The sequence below is a fragment of the Micromonospora reichwaldensis genome (assembly GCF_031845925.1).
Classification (GTDB): domain Bacteria; phylum Actinomycetota; class Actinomycetes; order Mycobacteriales; family Micromonosporaceae; genus Micromonospora; species Micromonospora reichwaldensis.
Genome location: NZ_JAVRFL010000001.1, coordinates 195574 through 213434 on the forward strand (window position 1 = coordinate 195574; position 17861 = coordinate 213434).

The window sequence follows — 17861 nt, forward strand, 5'->3', positions numbered from 1 at the left end:
GGCGCGGACGGGACCGCGTCGCGCCGCGTCAGGACCAGGCGCGGCGCAGGGCGACCCCGGCCTCCAACTCCAGCAGCTTCACCTTCCGGTCCAGGCCGCCGCCGAAACCGACCAGCTTGCCGCCGGCGCCGACGATCCGGTGGCACGGCACGAGCACCGGGATCGGGTTGCGGTTGCAGGCCACCCCGACCGCGCGGGCGGCACCCGGGTCGCCGAGCCGGCGGGCCACCTCGCCGTAGGTGAGCGTCTCCCCGTACGGGATGCGGGTCATCTCCCGCCAGACGCCCCGTTCGAAGTCGGACCCGCCCGGCGCGGCCAGCGGCACCGCGAAGCCGGTCAGCTCGCCCGCGAAGTACGCCCGCAGCTCCGCCAGCGCCTGTCGGGCCGCCTCGTCGCCCGGCTCCTCGGTCGCTCCGTCGGCCCGGCCAAAGTGGGCCCGGCACACGTGGGCGCCGTCGGTGGCGACGGAGAACTCGCCGATCGGGGAGTCGAGCACGGTCCAGCGCATCCCCCCATTGTCCCCCCGGTACCCGACAGGGCCTCGCTGAGCCACCGGCGTCCCGACCGACGTTGCGGGGCACCGATACCGTGCAGGCCGTGGCCACGGGGACGCTGATCTTCCTCATCATCGGCGGCGCGGGCGTCGCGGTGCTGGCGCTCGCCCTGCTCGGCGGCGAGCTGCTCCACTTCGGCAACCCGGACTTCGACGGTCCGGTGTCGGTGGAAGCGGTCGCCGGGTTCACCGGAGCGCTCGGCTTCGGCGCCGCGATCGTCAACGAGCTGGTCGGTGGGCGTACGCCCGGCATGATCGCCGTGGCCCTGGCCGGCGGCGTCGTCGCGGCCGTGCCCACGGCCTGGGCCGCGGCCCGGCTGAGCCGGGCGGCCCGCGACATGCGCACCGACCCCACCCCCACCCGCCACCACCTGGTCGGCGCGCTCGGCCTGGTGGTCACCCCCGTGCCCGCCGACGGCTACGGCGAGGTCCGGGTCCGGGTGGCCGGCCAGCCGGTCAAGCTCAACGCCCGCGCCGACCGACCGATCCCGGTCGGCGCCCAGATCTTCGTGGTCGAGGCGCTCAGCGAGACCAGCGTGCACGTCGAGACCTACTGAACCCCCCTCATAGAAAACAGGACGGTCACATGCCCCTTCTCATCGCCATCGGCGGCGCGGTCCTCCTCGTCCTCGTCCTCGTGCTCTTCGTGCTCTCCCGCATCAAGGTGGCCGGGCCGAACGAGGCCTTCATCGTCACCGGCCGCAAGGGCCGCACCACGCAGACCGCCGACGGTGGCCGGTCGACCGACAACTCCGGGCAGAAGGTCGTGCTCGGCGCGTCCGTCTTCGTCCTGCCCGTGGTGCAGAAGCTCCAGTCGCTCGACCTGTCCAGCCGGCGGATCGACGTCGGCATCAAGGGCGCGGTCAGCAAGCAGGGCATCCGCGCCGACCTGCACGGCGTCGCGATCGTCAAGGTCGGCGGCACCGAGGACGCCATCCGCGCCGCCGCGCAGCGCTTCCTGCACCAGCAGGACGAGATCGAGGACTTCACCCGGGAGGTGCTGGCCGGCGCGCTGCGCTCGATCGTCGGCCGGCTCACCGTCGAGGAGGTCATCCGGGACCGGGCGGCGTTCGCCAGCGCGGTCGCCGAGGAGGCCGAGCACTCGATGACCAACCAGGGCCTGGTGCTGGACACCTTCCAGCTCCAGGACATCCTGGCCGAAGGCTCCTACCTCCAGGACCTGGGCCGGCCGGAGGCCGCCCGGGTGCTCAAGGACGCGGCCATCGCCGAGGCGCGGGCCCGGCAGCAGGCCGAGCAGGAGCGGCTGCTCGCCGAGGAGGCCATCGCCGAGGCCAACCGGAACCTGTCGCTCAAGCAGGCCGCCATCCAGGCGGAGATCGACGCGGCCAAGGCGAAGTCCGCCGCCGCCGGGCCGCTGGCCCAGGCCGAGCGGGACCAGGCGATCCTCTCCGAGCAGCAGAAGGTCGCCGAGCGCAACGCCGAACTCAAGCAGCGTCAGCTCGACACCGAGGTGCGCAAGCCGGCCGACGCCGCCCGGTACAAGGTGGAGCAGGAGGCCGAGGCGTCCCGCAACGCGGCCGTGCTGAACGCCGACGCGCAGCGCCAGGCCGTCATCGCCGCCGCCCAGGCCGCCGCCGAGCAGGCCCGGCTCACCGGTGAGGGCGAGCGGGCCCGACGGGCCGCGCTGGCCGAGGCCAACGCCATCGAAGGCGCCAAGGAGGGTGAAGCCGAGCAGCGCCGCCGCTCCGCCATCGCCGAGGCGGTCGAGCGGGAGGGTGCGGCCGAGGCCGCGGCCATCCTGGCCAAGGGGCAGGCCGAGGCCGACGCGATGGCCCGCAAGGCCGAGGCCTTCGCGGCGTACGGCGAAGCCGCCGTGCTGGACCTGCTGGTCAAGGTGCTGCCGCAGGTGGTCGAGGCGGCCAGCGCCCCGATCGGCGCGATCGACAAGATGACCGTCATCTCCACCGACGGCGCCTCGTCGCTGACCAAGTCGGTGGCGGGCAACGTGGCCCAGGGGCTCCAGCTCGGCAGCGACCTGACCGGCATCGACCTGGCCGGCCTGCTGGGGAAGCTCGGCTCGGCGGCGGCGACCACCGGCAACGGCAAGCCGCCCGTCGACGGCACGGCGGTCGAGACCCGCTGACGCGACCCGGCAGCGGTCGGATCCGCTGAGTGCGACAGGGCGCCGTCCCCGGCCGGGGGCGGCGCCCTTCTCGTGTCGTGCGGGCGCGGCCCGCGTCGGACCGGCTCCCTCAAGGCCGACAGGTCCGTGGCGCCCTGACCGGGCTACTCGACGATGCCCTCGTCGCGGGCCCAGCGCAGCAGCTCCGCCTCGGCCTCGTCGCGGTCCAGCGGGCCGCGCTCCAGGCGCAGCTCCTTGAGGTGCTTCCAGGCCTGTCCGACGACGGGTCCCGGCGGTACGCCCAGCAGCTCCATGATGGCGTTGCCGTCCAGGTCGGGCCGGACGCGCGCCAGGTCCTCCTCGGCGGCGATCCGGGCGATCCGCTCCTCCAACGCGTCGTAGTCGGCGGCGAGCTGGGCCGCCTTGCGGCGGTTGCGGGTGGTGCAGTCCGACCGGGTCAGCTTGTGCAGCCGCGGCAGCAGGTCACCGGCGTCGGCGACGTAGCGGCGCACCGCCGAGTCGGTCCACTCGCCCCGCCCGTAGCCGTAGAAGCGCAGGTGCAGCGCCACCAGCGCGGTCACCTTGGCCGTGATCTCCTTCGGGTAGCGCAGCGCCTTCAGCCGGGCCTTGGTGAGCCGGGCGCCGACCACCTCGTGGTGGTGGAAGCTGACCCGGCCGTCCGAGCCCACCGCCTTCGTCGCCGGCTTACCGACGTCGTGCATCAGCGCGGCCATCCGCAGGACGAAGTCCGGCCCCTCGGTCTCGTACGAGACGGCGTTGCTCACCACGGTCAGGGTGTGCTCGTAGACGTCCTTGTGCTGGGCGTGCTCGTCGATCTCCAGCTTGAGCCCGGTCAGCTCCGGCAGGAAGCGCTCGGCGAGCCCGGTGTCGACCAGCAGCCGCAGCCCGGTGATCGGGTCCGCGCCGCAGAGCAGCTTGGTGAACTCGTCGCGGATCCGTTCGGCCGTGATCCGGTCCAGGTCGCCGGCCATCCGGGTCATCGCCGCGTACGCGTCGGGGTGCACCGCGAAGCGCAGCTGCGCGGCGAAGCGGGCCGCGCGCAGCATCCGCAACGGGTCGTCGCCGAACGACTCCGCCGGGGTGCCCGGCGTGCGGATCACCTTGGCGGCCAGGTCGTCCAGCCCGCCGTGCGGGTCGGTGAACCGGTGCTCGGGCAGGCTGACCGCCATCGCGTTGATGGTGAAGTCGCGCCGCCGCAGGTCCTCGGCGAGGTCGGTGCCGTACTCGACGACCGGGTTGCGGCTGACCTGGTCGTAGGACTCGGCGCGGAAGGTGGTGATCTCCAGCCGCAGCCCGTCGCGCTGGCACCCGATGGTGCCGAACTCCCGGCCGGTCTCCCAGATCGACTCGGCCCAGCCGCGCACGATGCGCAGGGTCTCGTCGGGGTGCGCGTCGGTGCAGAAGTCGAGGTCGTCGCCGAGGCGGCCGAGCAGGGCATCGCGTACCGAACCGCCCACCAGGTGCAGCTCGTGGCCGGCCCGCGCGAACCGGCGGCCCAACTCGTCGGCGACCGGGGAGACCCGGAGCAGTTCGGCGACGGCGTTGCGCTGCGCGGCGGTGAGTTCGCGGCGGTCGGCGGCGTGGGGAGCGGAGGCTTCGGACATGGGAGCGCCAGACTATCGGTCCCGACGCGGATGCGGTCCGCCGGGCGCGGGTAACGGGTGGCCGTTGACTATCGTCTGTGACGTGCGGGCCGTGCCCCGGCTCCGACGTACCTCTCTGCCTTGGAGGCGACAAGATGAGCGGCGGTCTCTACCGCAGCGCGAACGCCGCCCAGGGCGGCGCCGCGCCCGGCCGGCCGTCGGACGGCGCCACGTTCATCTCCGCCGAGCCGCTCAACCAGCCGGCCATGGAGTCGACGGCGCCGCCGCAGGAGCAGGTTGCCGAGGCCAGCGCCGCGGCCAACAGCGCGGTGATGGCCATGGGCAGCCTGGTCAGCCGCGGTACGGGCTTCCTGCGCAACCTGGTGATCGCGGCGGCGCTCGGCGGCGCGCTGGTCGGTGACGCGTACACCACCGCGCAGATCCTGCCCGGGATGGTCTACGAGTTCCTGCTCGGCGGCGTGCTCACCAGCGTGCTGATCCCGGTGCTGGTACGGCGGCGCAAGTCGGACGCGGACGGCGGCCAGGCGTACGCCCAGCGGCTGCTCACCCTGGCGGTCCTCGCCCTCGGCGTGGCCGCCCTGCTCGCGGTCCTGTTCGCCTCGACGCTGACCTGGCTCTACGGCAGCGGCGAGTCGACCGACGGCTATTCGGGCCTGGTCACGGCGCTGGCCCGCCTGATGCTACCGATGATCTTCTTCTCCGGCCTCAGCGCGCTGATCAGCGCGGTACTCAACACCCGGGGTCACTTCGCCGCCCCCATGTGGGCGCCGATCCTGAACAACCTGGTGGTGATCGCCACCGCCGGCCTCTACATCGCGATCTTCGGCGCGGACATCATCAAGCCGGACGAGATGACGACGGGGCGGATCCTGCTGATCGGCGGCGGCACCCTGCTCGGCGTCGCCATCCAGGCCGCCGGCCTGCTGCCGGCGCTGCGCAAGGTGGGCTTCCGCTGGAAGCTGCGCTTCGACTTCCGCGAGCTGGGCCTGCGCGAGCTGGGCCGGCTCGGGGCGTGGATGTTCTGCTACGTCGCGGTCAGCCAGATCGGCCTGATCGTGCTGTTCAACCTGCTGAACCGGGCGGGCAGGGAGAACGCCGCCGGCCCGCTGATCTACAACAACGTCTTCCTGCTGCTGATGACGGCGCACGGCATCATCGCCGTCTCGATCATCACCGCGCTGATGCCCCGGATGAGCGCCGCAGCCGCCGACGGCCGGTACGCGGACGTGGCCGCCGACCTGTCCCGGGGCACCCGGACGGTCACCGCGGTGCTCGCCCCGATCGCGGTCTGCTACGCCGTGCTCGCCTCCCCGATCTCGTTCACCCTGTTCCGCTGGGGCGCCTTCGACGAGGGCAACGCCACCGCCACTTCCGTGGTGCTGCTGGCCGCCGCGCTCGCCCTGGTGCCGTTCGCGGTCAGCCAGCTCTTCACGTTCGCCTTCTACGCCCTGCCGGACACCCGCACCCCGGCGCTGATCAACATCCCGGTGGTGGCGCTGCGCATCGGGGTGCAGATCGTGCTCTTCGCGGTCTTCTCGGCAAGCTTCGCCGGCGCCGGCATGATGATCGGCAACGCCGTCTCCTACCTGGCCGCCGCGATCGCCTCCGCCTGGCTGCTACGTCCCCGGGTGGGTCGGATCGGCCTCGGCGAGATCATGCGCACCGGCGCGCGGGTCGCGGTCGCGGCGCTCGGCGCGGCGGTGGTCGGCCTGATCGTGGTCAAGCTGCTGCCCGGCGACGACACGCCGAGCCGCCTGGAGGCCGTCGTCCAGCTCGTGGTCGGTGGCGCGGTGATCGGCGGGACGTACCTCGGGCTGGCCATGGTCCTGCGGATCGGCGAGATCACCGAGGTCGTGGGCATGGTCCGCCGCCGGCTGGGCCGCTGACCGAAACCCGTCTCTCGGGGCGGGCGACACGCTGCGGGCGGACTGCACTCTCTGTGAACGAGGATCACCAGCCTGGGGATGCGCCTGTGGATAACTCCGTGATTCGCCGCTCAGGCACCGAAAGGGCCTGTGGATAACCAGCCGTACGGCTGAGCATGGTGGTCCGGTCGGGGGGAACCCGGCTGCGTCGGCGCGATCGCCGAATCGGCCGGCCCCCTCCCTGCGGGTGCTTGCGGCCAACCTCTAGATTGGCCAGTACATGTGCCAGCAACGTGGCTGACAACGGGAGCAACCGGACAAGTCGGCCGCCTGCCGGCAGCTCGGCCCGGGAGCGGCGCGAAGATGACATGTCGGGGAGACGGCCAACCCGGGTAAGGTCGCTCTCGACGGGTACGGCAGGCGCCGGCGCTCCGCGTCGACACCGGTCGGCCGGTTCCTTCGAAGGCAGAGCGGGAAGCCACATGCCCAGCAGCGCGGGTCCATCGATCGACACGATCACCGAGGGAGGACGGGTGACCCAGGTCGGCGAAGGTCAGGAGGCGGAGGAGAGCGCTCCTCAGGTCATGACCTTCGGTGCTCCCACGGCCGGTGAGATCCTCGCCGAGCGTTACGAGCTGGTCGAGCACATCAACAACGACAGCGCGGGCCGGCTGGTCTGGCGCGGGGTCGACGTCATCCTGCGCCGTCCCGTCGCGGTCGTGCTGCGCTACCCGGGTGGCGACTCGGCCACCGAGATGCTCCAGGGCGCCGTCGCGGCCAGCCGCGTCATCCACCCCAACCTGGTCGGCGTCTACGACGCGATCGACGAGGCCGAGCGGGCGTACGTGGTGCGGGAGTGGGTCGACGGGCAGTCGCTGCGCGAGCTGGTCACCGACGGGCCGCTGGACCCGGCGCGCGCCACCACCATCGGCAACGCGGTCGCCAGCGCCCTCGCCGCCGTGCACGCCACCGGCATGGTGCACGGCAACGTCCACCCCGGCACGGTGATGATCAGTGACGACGGCCGGGTGGTGCTGGCCGACGCGCGCACCGACGGCGCCGACAGCCAGCAGAGCGACGTCCGCGCGATCGGCGGGGTCCTCTACTTCGCCCTGACCGGGCACTGGCCGCACGCCGAGGCCCCGCTGCGTGGCGCCACCGCCGGCCACGGCCGGGCCGCCATCCCCGACGCCGTACGCGACGCGGCCGGCGCGATCGCCGCCCCCCGGCAGGTGCGGGCGGGCGTGCCGGCATACCTCGACGACCTCACCATGGACCTGCTGGACGCCGAGATCGAGCCGCCCTCGTCGGACGTGCTCGCGGCCGAGCTGGCCCGGCTGGACGTGCCGGCCGACGAGCAGTTCCTCGACAACGCCGGCCCGCTGCGCTTCGCGGCCGACACCGGCGAGGAGCCGTCGCCGCTCGCCGCCGCCGGTGGGCGCAAGGTCGCGATCGGCATCGCCAGCCTGCTGGCGGTCGCCCTCGTCGGCCTGCTGATCGGCATCACCGCCCTCGGCGGCGGTGACGACGACCCGCAGACCAACCCGGTCGCCGCGCCCTCGTCGAACGCGCCCGCCGGCGACGCCACCCCGGCCGCCATCACGGTCGGGCCGCTGAAGATCAGCACTGCCCGGATCATCGACCCGGAGGGCGACCGGACCGAGGTCCGCAACGCCGACAAGGTGCACGACGGGGACGAGGACGAGGGCTGGGAGACCCAGACCTACCGGGGCCGCGCCAACTTCGGCAACCTCAAGAAGGGCATGGGCGTCTGGATCGACCTCGGCGGCGAGCACACGGTCAAGTCCGTGCAGGTGCTCCTGTCCGCCCAGGGCGCCTCCGCCCAGCTCTACGCCGGCACCACCAACCGGCCGTCGTCGTCCTCCGGTGACGCCCAGCTCTTCGCGGACTACAAGAAGACCGCGATCGGGCAGCCGTTCGAGGAGCACGGGGGCACCAAGATGACCTTCAACGGCTTCAACGCCGACCAGAAGTACCGCTACCTGCTGTTCTGGATCACCGAGCTGCCGTCGAGCGACGGCGGCTACAAGCTCGGCGTCCAGGAGATCACGGTCCAGGGGTCGTGAGGCGGCCACCGCGCTCCGGGCACCGCATCCGCCGGACGTGGTGATGGGCGTACGCGGGGAACGGGTGACCGGTGGGCCGGCGGGTCCGCCGGTCTCGTCGTCGGTGCCGCCGTCCGGGCCGGCGGACCTCGATCTCCTGCACGCCCACGTGGCCGGCGACCCGCACGCCTTCGCCGAGCTCTTTCACCGGCACCGGGACCGGCTCTGGGCGGTGGCCCTGCGCACGCTCGGCGACCGCGAGGAGGCCGCAGACGCCCTCCAGGACGCCATGCTGTCCGCCCACCGCGCCGCCGGGCGGTTCCGGGGCGACTCGGCGGTCACCACATGGCTGCACCGGATCGTGGTGAACGCCTGCCTGGACCGGATCCGCCGCCGCCAGGCGCACCCGACGGTGCCGCTGCCGGACGGGGTACGGGACACCGAATCCGGCACCGGGGGCGTCGAGCCGGCGGCACCCGTGCAGGACCACGACACGGCGCTCGTGGTCCGGCAGGCGCTCGCCGAGCTGCCGGCCGAGCAGCGGGCGGCGCTGATCCTGGTCGACGTGCAGGGCTACCCCGTGGCCGAGGTGGCCCGGATCCTCGACGTGGCCGAGGGGACGGTCAAGAGCCGGTGCGCCCGGGGCCGGGCCCGCCTGGCGACACAGCTCGGGCATCTGCGCCCCGCCAGGAAGAAAACGGATCCGCAGGCCACCCCGCAGCGGGCGGAGCCGGCCCCGGCGACGGGCCCGAACGTGCCGGCCGTCACCCGAGGGAACCCGCGGTCGCCCGAGGGCGTCCGATCGGGGTCGGGACGGTCCCGGCGGGATCTCCACCAGGAGGACGCGTGACTGCCGGGGGGTACAGGGAGGTCGACCACGACCTGCTCGCCGACTACCTCGGCGGGGCGCTGGACGGCACCCCGGACGAGGAACTCGTCGCCCGACTGGTCGACGAGGACCCCGACTGGGCGCAGGCGTACGCGCTGCTGGCCCCGGCCGTGGCGGACGTCCACGCGGACCTGGCCACCTGGGGCGCGTCCGTCCCCGAGATGCCGGCCGACGTCACCGACCGGATCGTTGCCGCCCTGGCCCACGCCACGGCGTCCGACCTAGGCATCGCGTCCGACCTAGGCATCGCGTCCGACCTCGGCACCGCGTCCGACCTCGGCACCGCGTCCGACCCCGCCACCGCGGACTCCGCCGGTCCGGGTCGGGGCGAGCCGGGCGGCTGGGGGGCGGGGGACGACGTGACGTCCGCCGAGGAACGGCCGGCGGAAGGCCAACCAACGGTCAGAACGGGCATCGGGGCGGTGCCGGCACAGCCGATCGGCGGGTCCGGGAGACGTCCTGCCGGCGTACCCCGGTCGGAGCCGGGCCGCGGCGGGGCCACCGGGCCCGGGCGACGACGGCGCCGCTGGTCCCGGCTGGCCGGGCCGGTCGCGCTGGCCGCCGTGTCGATCGCGGCGGTCGGGCTCGGCGTCGACCAGCTCACCAGGGACCAGCAGACGGGCGGCGCCGCGGACACGGCGTTGCCCGCGACGACGAACCGTGAGGACGCCGCTCCCGCCGCCACGCCCTTCCGGATCGCCGGCGAGCCGTCGGTGCGCAGCGGAACGGACTACACGCCGGAGTCCCTGGCCGCCCTTCCGTCGTCGCCGAAGGCACAGCAGTTCACCGGCGGCCCGCCCGGGGAGCAGCCCGGCGTCCAGGCGGAGGGCGGGCGGCTGCCCAGCTCCGTCACCGGGCTCGACCGGCTCACCGACCCCGCCGCGCTGGGCGCCTGCATCGGCGAGATCAAGGCCGAGCACGGCAACGGTCCGCTGGTGGTCGACGTGGTCGACTACGCCCGGTTCCAGGGTCGCCCGGCGCTGATCGTGCGCTTCACCGACGCCACGGGAGCGCACTGGGCCTGGGCGAGCGGGCCGGAATGCGGTGTGCCCGGGTCCGGCTCGGACAGCCGCTACCGCACGCGGGTAGGGTGAATTCGCGGTCACCGGCCGTTTGGCCGTCCACGTGACCTGACCCACCGGATGACCGGCTCGGGAATCCCCGGTTCGTACGATGACGTTCTGCACATCGAAGTGCCGGCACCGAGCGGCGTCGGCATCGGATCGGCATCGGTGCGCGCCGATGGCGAACAACACAATCGGGAGACGGCAGTGGACGAGGTCCGCAACCTGATCATCATCGGCTCCGGGCCAGCCGGTTACACGGCGGCGGTCTACGCGGCGCGCGCCAACCTCAAGCCGCTCATCATCGAGGGCGTGCAGTCCGGCGGGGCGCTGATGACCACCACCGAGGTGGAGAACTTCCCCGGTTTCGCCGACGGCATCCTCGGCCCCGAGCTGATGGACAACATGCGCAAGCAGGCCGAGCGGTTCGGCGCGGAGTTCCTCACCGACGACGTGACGCGGGTCGAGCTGAAGGACACCGGCAGCGTGGGTTCCGACGCCGTCAGCACCGTCTGGGTGGGCCAGACCGCGTACCGGGCCAGGGCCGTCATCCTCTCCACCGGCTCCGCGTGGCGTCCGCTCGGCGTGCCCGGCGAGCAGGAGTACCTGGGCCACGGCGTCTCGTCCTGCGCGACCTGTGACGGCTTCTTCTTCCGCAACCAGCACATCGTGGTCGTGGGCGGCGGTGACTCGGCGATGGAGGAGGCCAGCTTCCTCACCCGGTTCGCCGACTCGGTCACCATCATCCACCGCCGGGACTCCTTCCGGGCCAGCAAGATCATGGCCGAGCGGGCACTGAGCAACGACAAGATCAAGGTCGAGTGGAACACCACGGTCGAGGAGATCCTCGGCGACGACGGCAAGGTCTCCGGGGTGCGGGTACGCAACACGCACACCGGCGAGTCCAAGGTCCTCGACGTCACCGGCGTCTTCGTGGCCATCGGTCACGACCCCCGCAGCGAGCTCTTCCGCGGGCAGGTGGAGCTCGACGACGAGGGCTACGTGAAGGTCCAGGCGCCCAGCACCCGGACCAGCGTGCCCGGCGTCTTCGCCGCCGGCGACCTGGTGGACCACACCTACCGGCAGGCGATCACCGCCGCGGGCACCGGCTGCGCCGCCGCGCTGGACGCCGAGCGCTTCATCGCCACGCTGCAGGGCTGAACAACCGAAACACATCCCGGAGGAGGGTCATAGTGGGAGCAACGAAGTCGGTCACCGACGCGAGTTTCGCCGCCGACGTGCTGAAGTCCGACAAGCCGGTTCTGGTGGACTTCTGGGCCGAGTGGTGCGGCCCGTGCCGCAAGGTGTCGCCGCTGCTGGAGGAGATCGCCGGCGAGATGGGCGACCAGGTCACCATCGTCAAGCTCAACATCGACGAGAACCCGGAGACCGCCCGCGCCTACCGGGTGATGTCGGTCCCCACCCTCACCGTCTTCAAGAACGGCGAGCCGGTGCAGTCGATCGCCGGCGCCAAGCCGAAGGGCGAGCTCGTCAGGCTCATCGAATCGGCGCTCTGAGCAGCACCGACGCGCGTCGACCCCGTACCCGGTCCGCCGGGCACGGGGTCGACGCGTTTTTCCCGACGCGGGGCACCCGGAGGCCCCGGAACGCATAACCTCAAGCGGGGGCCGCCCGGCCAGCAACCGTCCGTGCAGAGGGGGTCGTGCGTGCGTCCGATCCGACCCGGTGACCGTGGACCCGCGGTCACCGAGATCCGTACGGTGCTGACCGGCCTCGACCTGCTCGTCCCGACGGCACCGGGCGTCGACGAGTTCGACACGCACACCGAACGGGCCGTGCGGGCCTTCCAGCAGTCGCGTGGGCTCAGCGTGGACGGCCGGGTCGGTGCGGAGACCTGGCGGGCCCTGGACGCCGCCCGCTGGCGGCTGGGCGCCCGCACGCTCTACCACGCGGTTCCGGAGCCGCTCACCGGCGAGGACGTCCGCTCGCTCCAGGAGCGGCTGCTGGAGATGGGGTACGACGTCGGGCGCGCGGACGCCATCTACGGCGTACGGACCTCCCGGGCGGTCGCCCAGTTCCAGCGCGAGGTCGGGCTGACGCCCGACGGCTCGTGCGGTCCGCACACCATGAACGCGCTGCGCCGGCTCGGTCGCAAGGTCGTCGGCGGGCGACCGCAGTGGCTGCGCGAGTCCGACGCCATCCGGCAGTCCGGCCCGACGCTGGTGGGCCGGACCGTCGTCATCGATCCCGGGCACGGGGGCACCGACCCGGGCGTGGTGGTGCCGGACGGGTCGCTGCGGTGGACCGAGGCGGATCTCGTGTACGACCTGGCCAGCCGGTTGGAGGGCAGGCTCGCCGCCGCCGGTGTCCGGGTGCAGCTCACCCGTGGGCCGGCCCAGGAGGACTGCCTGCCGGACGTCGACCGGGCGGAGCTGGCCAACTCGCTCGGCGCCGACGTGTTCATCTCGCTGCACGTCGACGAGCACGCCAACCCGGCGGCCGAGGGGGTGGCGACCTACCACTACGGCACCGACAACGGGGTGACCTCGGCGACCGGGGAGCGGCTGGCCGGGCTGGTGCAGCGGGAGATCGTCGCGCGCACCGGGCTGCGCGACTGCCGTACGCACGCGAAGGCGTGGGACCTGCTCCGGCTGACCCGGATGCCGGCCGTACGCGTCGAGGTCGGCTACCTCACCTCGCCCACCGACCGGTCCCGACTGGTCGACCCCCGGTTCCGGGACAGGGTGGTGGAGGCCGTGGTCGCCGCCGTGCAGCGCATGTACTTCCCCGTCGAGCGCGACGTCCCCACCGGCTCGATCGACGTGAGCGCACTGCGGGCGGTGGTGGCCGCCGGCACGGTCGTCGACTGAGCCGCCTGCCGGCTCCCGACCGGGATCCGCCGACGGGGCCGGGCGCGCCGGCGTGGGATCAGCCGGCGGTCGAGCGGGTGGCCGGGGCCGGACGGACCGGGCGGAGCAGCGTCTCGGGGCTCATCGAGCCGAGCAGCTTCTCCAGCGCGTACTCGACGTCGGACTTCCAGCTCAACGCGGTACGCAACTCCAGCCGCAGGCGGGGGAAGCGCGGATGTGGGCGGACCGTCTTGAAGCCCACGGAGAGGAAGAAGTCGGCCGGGGCGACGCAGGCGCCGGCGGGGTCGGCCGCGTCGCCGAACTTGGCGTCGCCGAAGGCCTCGATCGCCTTGATGCCGCGCTTGGTGAGGTCCCGGGCGACGCCCTGGACCAGCATCCGGCCCAGCCCGCCGCCGGCGAAGGCGGGCACCACGTTGGCCGTCATCAGCAGCGCGGCGTCGGCGGAGACCGGGGAGGTGGGGAAGGCCATCGAGCGGGGCACGTAGGCCGGCGGGGCGTACAGGACGTAGCCGGCCGGCATGCCGTCGACGTAGACGAGCTTGCCGCAGGAGCCCCACTCCAGCAGCGTCTGCGAGACCCAGGCCTCCTTCTCCAGCCCCGGGTCGCCCGCGGCACAGGCCCGGTCCGCCGAGACCGGATCAAGCTCCCAGTAGACGCACTGCCGGCACGGGCGGGGCAGGTCCTCCAGGGTGTCGAGGGTCAAGCTGACCAGACGTCGCGACATTGGTGTATCCCCACATTAGGCTCGGAGGTGAGACCGGCACGGAACGACGACACCGCCTACCTGCCCCCGACGAGCGATCGTACGCCGCAAACGGACGCTGCGGGAGGGGACGCGCGAATGCCTCTCCTTCCGGGGCACCGGCCGGGGTCCGCGATGTGGACGCCGGTCACGTCGCGGTTACGCCCCTGGCAGGCGGCGACTAGGATCGACACTCGGCGTCCCGCGTCGCCGTGGTCGCAGGTGTCCCGGGTACGCCGGGGCGGGAGCCACCCGAGCAGCCATCGAGGTGATGTCATGACCGGCACGACGCTCGACGACTACACCGACCGGTACGCCCGCCGCGTACGGGGCATGACCGCCTCGGAGATCCGCGCGCTCTTCGCGGTGGCCAGTCGGCCGGAGGTGGTCTCGCTCGCCGGTGGCGCCCCCTACATCGCGGCGCTGCCGCTCGACGCGGTCGGCGAGATGCTCGGCCGGCTCGGCGCCGAACACGGCGCCACCACCCTCCAGTACGGCATCGGCCAGGGCACCCTGGAGCTGCGCGAGCGGATCTGCGAGGTGATGGCGCTCTCCGGCATCGACGCCGCCTGCGGCGCCTCCCCGGACGACGTGGTGGTCACCGTGGGCGGGCAGCAGGCCCTCGACCTGGTGGCCCGGCTCTTCCTCGACCCCGGGGACGTGGTGCTCGCCGAGGGCCCGACCTACGTCGGCGCGCTCGGGGTGTTCCAGGCCGCCCAGGCGCAGGTCGTGCACGTGCCGATGGACGACGACGGGCTGATCCCGGAGGCGCTGGAGGCGGCCATCGCCGAGCAGGCGCGCGCCGGCCGGCGGGTCAAGTTCCTCTACACCATCCCGACCTACCAGAACCCGACCGGCGTGACGCTGACCGAGCAGCGGCGGGAGCGGGTGCTCGACATCTGCGAGCGCGCCGGTCTGCTGGTGGTCGAGGACGACCCGTACGGTCAGCTGGGTTTCGAGGGGGACGCGCCGGCGCCGCTGCGCGCGCGGCGCCGCGACGGGGTCTTCTACCTCAGCACCTTCTCCAAGACCTTCGCCCCGGGCCTGCGGGTCGGCTGGATCCTCGCGCCGCACGCCGTCCGCGACAAGCTCGTCATCGCCAGCGAGGCGCAGATCCTCTGCCCGAGCGGCTACGCGCAGGCCGCCGTCTCCACCTACCTCGGCACCATGCCCTGGCGGGAGCAGCTCAAGGTCTACCGCGAGGTCTACCGGGAACGGCGCGACGCGATGCTCGCCGCGCTGGACGACCTGATGCCCGCCGGCACGACCTGGACGACGCCGGGCGGCGGCCTCTTCGTCTGGGCGACCCTGCCTGACGGCCTCGACTCCAAGGCGATGATGCCCCGGGCCATCGCCGCCCGGGTGGCGTACGTGCCGGGCACCGGCTTCTACGCCGACGGCACCGGCAGCGGCAACATGCGGCTCAACTTCTCGTTCCCGTCCCCGGAGCGCATCCGCGAGGGCGTGCGCCGGCTGGCCGGCGTGATGGAGCAGGACATCGCCACGCGTCGGGTGTTCGGCGCGGTCGGCCGCCCCGGCACGCGGCGCGGGCAGGCCGGCGCGGACACGCCGGGACCCGACTTGGCATGATTCCGGCATGGTTCCCACCGCTGCCGACCGTTCCGTCGTGACCGACTCCGCCGTCACCGCCGACCTGCGGGTGCTGGTGCTCGCCGGCGGGCTCTCCTACGAACGTGACGTCTCGCTGCGGTCCGGACGCCGGGTGCTCGACGCGCTGCGCGCGGTCGGGATGGACGCCGAGCTGCGGGACGCCGACGTGGCGCTGCTGCCGGCCCTGAGCGCCGACCCGCCGGACGCGGTCGTTATCGCCCTGCACGGCGCCACCGGCGAGGACGGGTCGCTGCGTGGCGTGCTCGACCTCTGCGGCATTCCGTACGTCGGGTGCGACGCCCGCGCCTCCCGGCTCGCCTGGGACAAGCCCTCGGCCAAGGCGGTGCTCCGCGAGGCGGGCATCCCGACCCCGGACTGGGTCGCCCTCCCGCACGACCGGTTCTCCGAGCTGGGCGCCGTGGCGGTGCTGGACCGGATCGTCGAGCGGCTGGGGCTGCCGCTCATGGTGAAGCCCGCCCAGGGCGGTTCGGGGCTGGGCGCCGCCGTGGTCCGGGACGCCGCGTCCCTGCCGGCCGCGATGGTCGGCTGCTTCGCGTACGACCCCACGGCGCTGGTCGAGCGGTACGTGCCCGGCATGGACGTGGCGGTCTCGGTGGTCGACCTGGGCGACGGGCCGCGCGCCCTGCCCGCAGTGGAGATCGTGCCCCGCAACGGGGTGTACGACTACGCCGCCCGATACACCGCCGGCCGGACGACCTGGCACACCCCCGCCCGACTGGAGCCGGAGGTGGCCGGTGCGGTGGCCGACGTCGCGCTGGCCGCGCACACCGCGCTGGGGCTGCGCGACCTGAGCCGCGTCGACCTGATCGTGGACTCAGCCGGCCAGCCGCACGTGCTGGAGGTCAACGTCTCGCCGGGGATGACGGAGACCTCCCTGCTGCCGCTCGCGGTCCAGGCCGCCGGACTGGACTTCGGCAGGATGGTCGGCACCCTGGTGGCCCGCGCCGCAGCCCGGCACCCCTGACCGACCGGCCCGCTGCCCCACCTTCCGGGCGGAGGTTCGGCGCTGTGGTGTCGGCGCCGGCCGTCGCCCCGTCCGGTCCGCCGCCTCCTGCCCGCTGCGCGGCCATCCGGAGGTACGTCCTCGGGCGGCCGCACCGGTTCTATGTCTACCTGCCCGACCGTCCGGCGTCCGTGGCGGACGCCTCGCCCTCCGGCTCCTGCGCCGGCGGGGTCTCCTCGGCGGACTCGATCACGGACACCGCCTCGCCCTCCGTCGGAGCGTCTTCCGCCGGGGGCTGCCCGGTGAAGCTGGACGGGGCCTGCCACTGGATGCGCGGTGGCTCCGCCAGCGGTCGGCCGCCGAACTCCGCCAGCCAGGCGGCAACCATGGCGAGATTCTCCCGCCACCGCGCCTCGGAGATGGGCGGCAGGATGCTGTCCCACAGGGAGAGGAAGGTCCCCCGCAACTGGAGCTGACCGTAGGGCCGGGCCAGGAACCACATGTGCAGGTGCGCCGAGCCGTCGCCCCAGCGGTTGACGTGCACCCGGGCGACCCCGTCGAGGGACCGGATGGCCCGCTCCAGCCGCACGGTCATCACCCCCAGTTCGGCGGCGAGCAGATTCGGCAGGTCGCCGAGGTCGAGATGCGAGCGGGATTCCAGGATCAGCACCATCGGTAGCCCGGTGGGGCGGTCCATGGCGCGTACCCGCCATCGCTCACCCACCCAGATGTAGGCGTCGTCGGGGGCGTTGCAGGCAGTGCATTCCCGGTTTCCCTCGCCCTTGCGCGGCGGCTCGACCGGGACCGGGTCATCGAGTTGCTTGACGCGAAGGTCGCCCTCGAAGGGAAAGGACGGCCACTGGGTGAAGTCCGGAACGGAGGGAGGGGTGTCGTGCACGACGCTGACACTAACCGGTCTCGGCACCGCTGTCCCTACCCGAACGATCGGCCGGACGGCCCCAGTCCGGCCATGCCGGGATAACCGAGAGCGGCTCTGTCCACAGCTATCCACAGGCGCCCACAGGCTGATGAGACGCCAGACACACGCCGTCATCCACAGGCTGCCACCCCGTTTCACGCGGGGTTTCACGTGAAACGGGGCTACCTGTGGATAACCGCTGTGGATAACTTTCGGGCGCGACCACGGATCCTTCACCGGGGGTGGGGTCGTCGGTTCCACGTGAAACGGAGGCATGCTGGGCGGGTCCCGTCATCGCTCGTCCGCCGCCGCTGAACGCCGTGAGCCGGCATCGCCGAGGGCCAGCATCGTCTTGGTCGGGGCATCGTCGGGATCGGCATGGCCGTTGCATTTGCGATCGTGTCTCCGCTATCTCTGGTCGGCTACGCGAACCGCTGGGAGCCGTCCACAGCTTCCACAGCCCGACTGTCACCGAACCCCGGGTAGTGCCACGCCGTCATGGACCACGCCCGCGCTGGACGGCAGGCAATCGGGGGCACTGATCGGCGGGTTGTGGCGGAAGGCACCGAGCGGCAATGGCCCGGTTCGGCCAGGCCCCAGGACCGGTTGGTCACCCGCCGGGGTCGGTGCGGCAGGGGCGTGCAGTCGT

At 73.1% G+C, this 17861-nt stretch carries 14 protein-coding genes and 1 pseudogene; 11 read left to right on the forward strand and 4 right to left on the reverse strand.

Annotation, left to right across the window (positions count from 1 at the left end):
• Nucleotides 1-28: 28 nt before the first annotated feature.
• On the reverse strand, nucleotides 29-508 hold the full coding sequence (locus RM555_RS00935; protein WP_311409955.1) for a methylated-DNA--[protein]-cysteine S-methyltransferase: 480 nt from the start codon (nucleotides 506-508) through the stop codon (nucleotides 29-31).
• 80 nt (nucleotides 509-588) lie between these two features.
• Between RM555_RS00935 and RM555_RS00940 the strand changes: the two genes are divergently transcribed.
• Nucleotides 589-1110, forward strand: coding sequence for a hypothetical protein (locus tag RM555_RS00940; protein WP_225852283.1), 522 nt, complete (start codon nucleotides 589-591; stop codon nucleotides 1108-1110).
• Between the two features lie 29 nt (nucleotides 1111-1139).
• A complete protein-coding gene (locus RM555_RS00945) occupies nucleotides 1140-2657 on the forward strand; it encodes a flotillin family protein (RefSeq protein WP_101413437.1) in 1518 nt (505 codons plus the stop codon).
• Nucleotides 2658-2800: 143 nt separating this feature from the next.
• On the opposite strand, the gene RM555_RS00950 is transcribed toward RM555_RS00945, so the two are convergent.
• Entirely contained in the window at nucleotides 2801-4261 is a 1461-nt protein-coding gene (locus RM555_RS00950) for a CCA tRNA nucleotidyltransferase (RefSeq protein ID WP_311409956.1), read from the reverse strand.
• Between the two features lie 134 nt (nucleotides 4262-4395).
• On the opposite strand from RM555_RS00950, the gene murJ reads away from it, so the two are divergent.
• The 7 genes from murJ (at nucleotide 4396) to RM555_RS00985 (ending at nucleotide 12976) form a co-directional block, all read left to right on the forward strand.
• On the forward strand, nucleotides 4396-6147 hold the full coding sequence (gene murJ / locus RM555_RS00955) for a murein biosynthesis integral membrane protein MurJ (RefSeq protein ID WP_311409957.1): 1752 nt from the start codon (nucleotides 4396-4398) through the stop codon (nucleotides 6145-6147).
• 461 nt (nucleotides 6148-6608) lie between these two features.
• The gene (locus tag RM555_RS00960; protein WP_311409958.1) at nucleotides 6609-8213 is read left to right on the forward strand and encodes a protein kinase family protein; all 1605 of its coding nucleotides are present in this window, start codon (nucleotides 6609-6611) and stop codon (nucleotides 8211-8213) included.
• Nucleotides 8214-8256: 43 nt separating this feature from the next.
• Nucleotides 8257-9042 carry an RNA polymerase sigma factor SigM gene (gene sigM / locus RM555_RS00965; protein ID WP_396888650.1) on the forward strand — a complete coding sequence of 262 codons (786 nt, stop codon included), beginning with the start codon at nucleotides 8257-8259 and terminating at the stop codon, nucleotides 9040-9042.
• A complete protein-coding gene (locus RM555_RS00970) occupies nucleotides 9039-10175 on the forward strand; it encodes a hypothetical protein (protein ID WP_311409960.1) in 1137 nt (378 codons plus the stop codon). The genes sigM and RM555_RS00970 overlap by 4 nt, the downstream gene beginning before the upstream one ends.
• Before the next feature lie 177 nt (nucleotides 10176-10352).
• A complete protein-coding gene (trxB, locus tag RM555_RS00975) occupies nucleotides 10353-11306 on the forward strand; it encodes a thioredoxin-disulfide reductase (protein WP_151452746.1) in 954 nt (317 codons plus the stop codon).
• A gap of 32 nt (nucleotides 11307-11338) precedes the next feature.
• Nucleotides 11339-11662 (forward strand): thioredoxin, encoded by a 324-nt coding sequence (trxA, locus tag RM555_RS00980; RefSeq protein WP_132235478.1) that lies wholly within the window; start codon nucleotides 11339-11341, stop codon nucleotides 11660-11662.
• 150 nt (nucleotides 11663-11812) lie between these two features.
• Nucleotides 11813-12976, forward strand: a complete 1164-nt coding sequence (locus RM555_RS00985; protein ID WP_311409961.1) for an N-acetylmuramoyl-L-alanine amidase — start codon at nucleotides 11813-11815, stop codon at nucleotides 12974-12976.
• Nucleotides 12977-13034: 58 nt separating this feature from the next.
• On the opposite strand, the gene RM555_RS00990 is transcribed toward RM555_RS00985, so the two are convergent.
• Complete coding sequence (locus RM555_RS00990) at nucleotides 13035-13700, reverse strand: GNAT family N-acetyltransferase (RefSeq protein ID WP_311409962.1); 666 nt, start codon at nucleotides 13698-13700, stop codon at nucleotides 13035-13037.
• A gap of 294 nt (nucleotides 13701-13994) precedes the next feature.
• Between RM555_RS00990 and RM555_RS00995 the strand changes: the two genes are divergently transcribed.
• Together RM555_RS00995 and RM555_RS01000 are read left to right on the forward strand one after the other, a co-directional pair.
• A complete protein-coding gene (locus RM555_RS00995; RefSeq protein WP_311409963.1) occupies nucleotides 13995-15308 on the forward strand; it encodes an aminotransferase-like domain-containing protein in 1314 nt (437 codons plus the stop codon).
• Nucleotides 15309-15315: 7 nt separating this feature from the next.
• On the forward strand, nucleotides 15316-16314 hold the full coding sequence (locus tag RM555_RS01000; protein ID WP_311409964.1) for a D-alanine--D-alanine ligase family protein: 999 nt from the start codon (nucleotides 15316-15318) through the stop codon (nucleotides 16312-16314).
• 184 nt (nucleotides 16315-16498) lie between these two features.
• Here the strand turns inward: RM555_RS01000 and RM555_RS01005 are convergent.
• Nucleotides 16499-17191: pseudogene (locus RM555_RS01005) on the reverse strand (hypothetical protein); the annotation flags it as partial.
• Nucleotides 17192-17861 lie beyond the last annotated feature (670 nt).

Bases quoted from the DNA above. Each gene is read 5' to 3' on its own strand.
- RM555_RS00935 (WP_311409955.1), bottom strand. From the start codon at position 508: ATGCGCTGGACCGTGCTCGACTCCCCGATCGGCGAGTTCTCCGTCGCC.
- RM555_RS00945 (WP_101413437.1), top strand. From the start codon at position 1,140: ATGCCCCTTCTCATCGCCATCGGCGGCGCGGTCCTCCTCGTCCTCGTC.
- RM555_RS00950 (WP_311409956.1), bottom strand. From the start codon at position 4,261: ATGTCCGAAGCCTCCGCTCCCCACGCCGCCGACCGCCGCGAACTCACC.
- murJ (WP_311409957.1), top strand. From the start codon at position 4,396: ATGAGCGGCGGTCTCTACCGCAGCGCGAACGCCGCCCAGGGCGGCGCC.
- RM555_RS00960 (WP_311409958.1), top strand. From the start codon at position 6,609: ATGCCCAGCAGCGCGGGTCCATCGATCGACACGATCACCGAGGGAGGA.
- sigM (WP_396888650.1), top strand. From the start codon at position 8,257: ATGGGCGTACGCGGGGAACGGGTGACCGGTGGGCCGGCGGGTCCGCCG.
- RM555_RS00990 (WP_311409962.1), bottom strand. From the start codon at position 13,700: ATGTCGCGACGTCTGGTCAGCTTGACCCTCGACACCCTGGAGGACCTG.
- RM555_RS00995 (WP_311409963.1), top strand. From the start codon at position 13,995: ATGACCGGCACGACGCTCGACGACTACACCGACCGGTACGCCCGCCGC.
- RM555_RS01000 (WP_311409964.1), top strand. From the start codon at position 15,316: ATGGTTCCCACCGCTGCCGACCGTTCCGTCGTGACCGACTCCGCCGTC.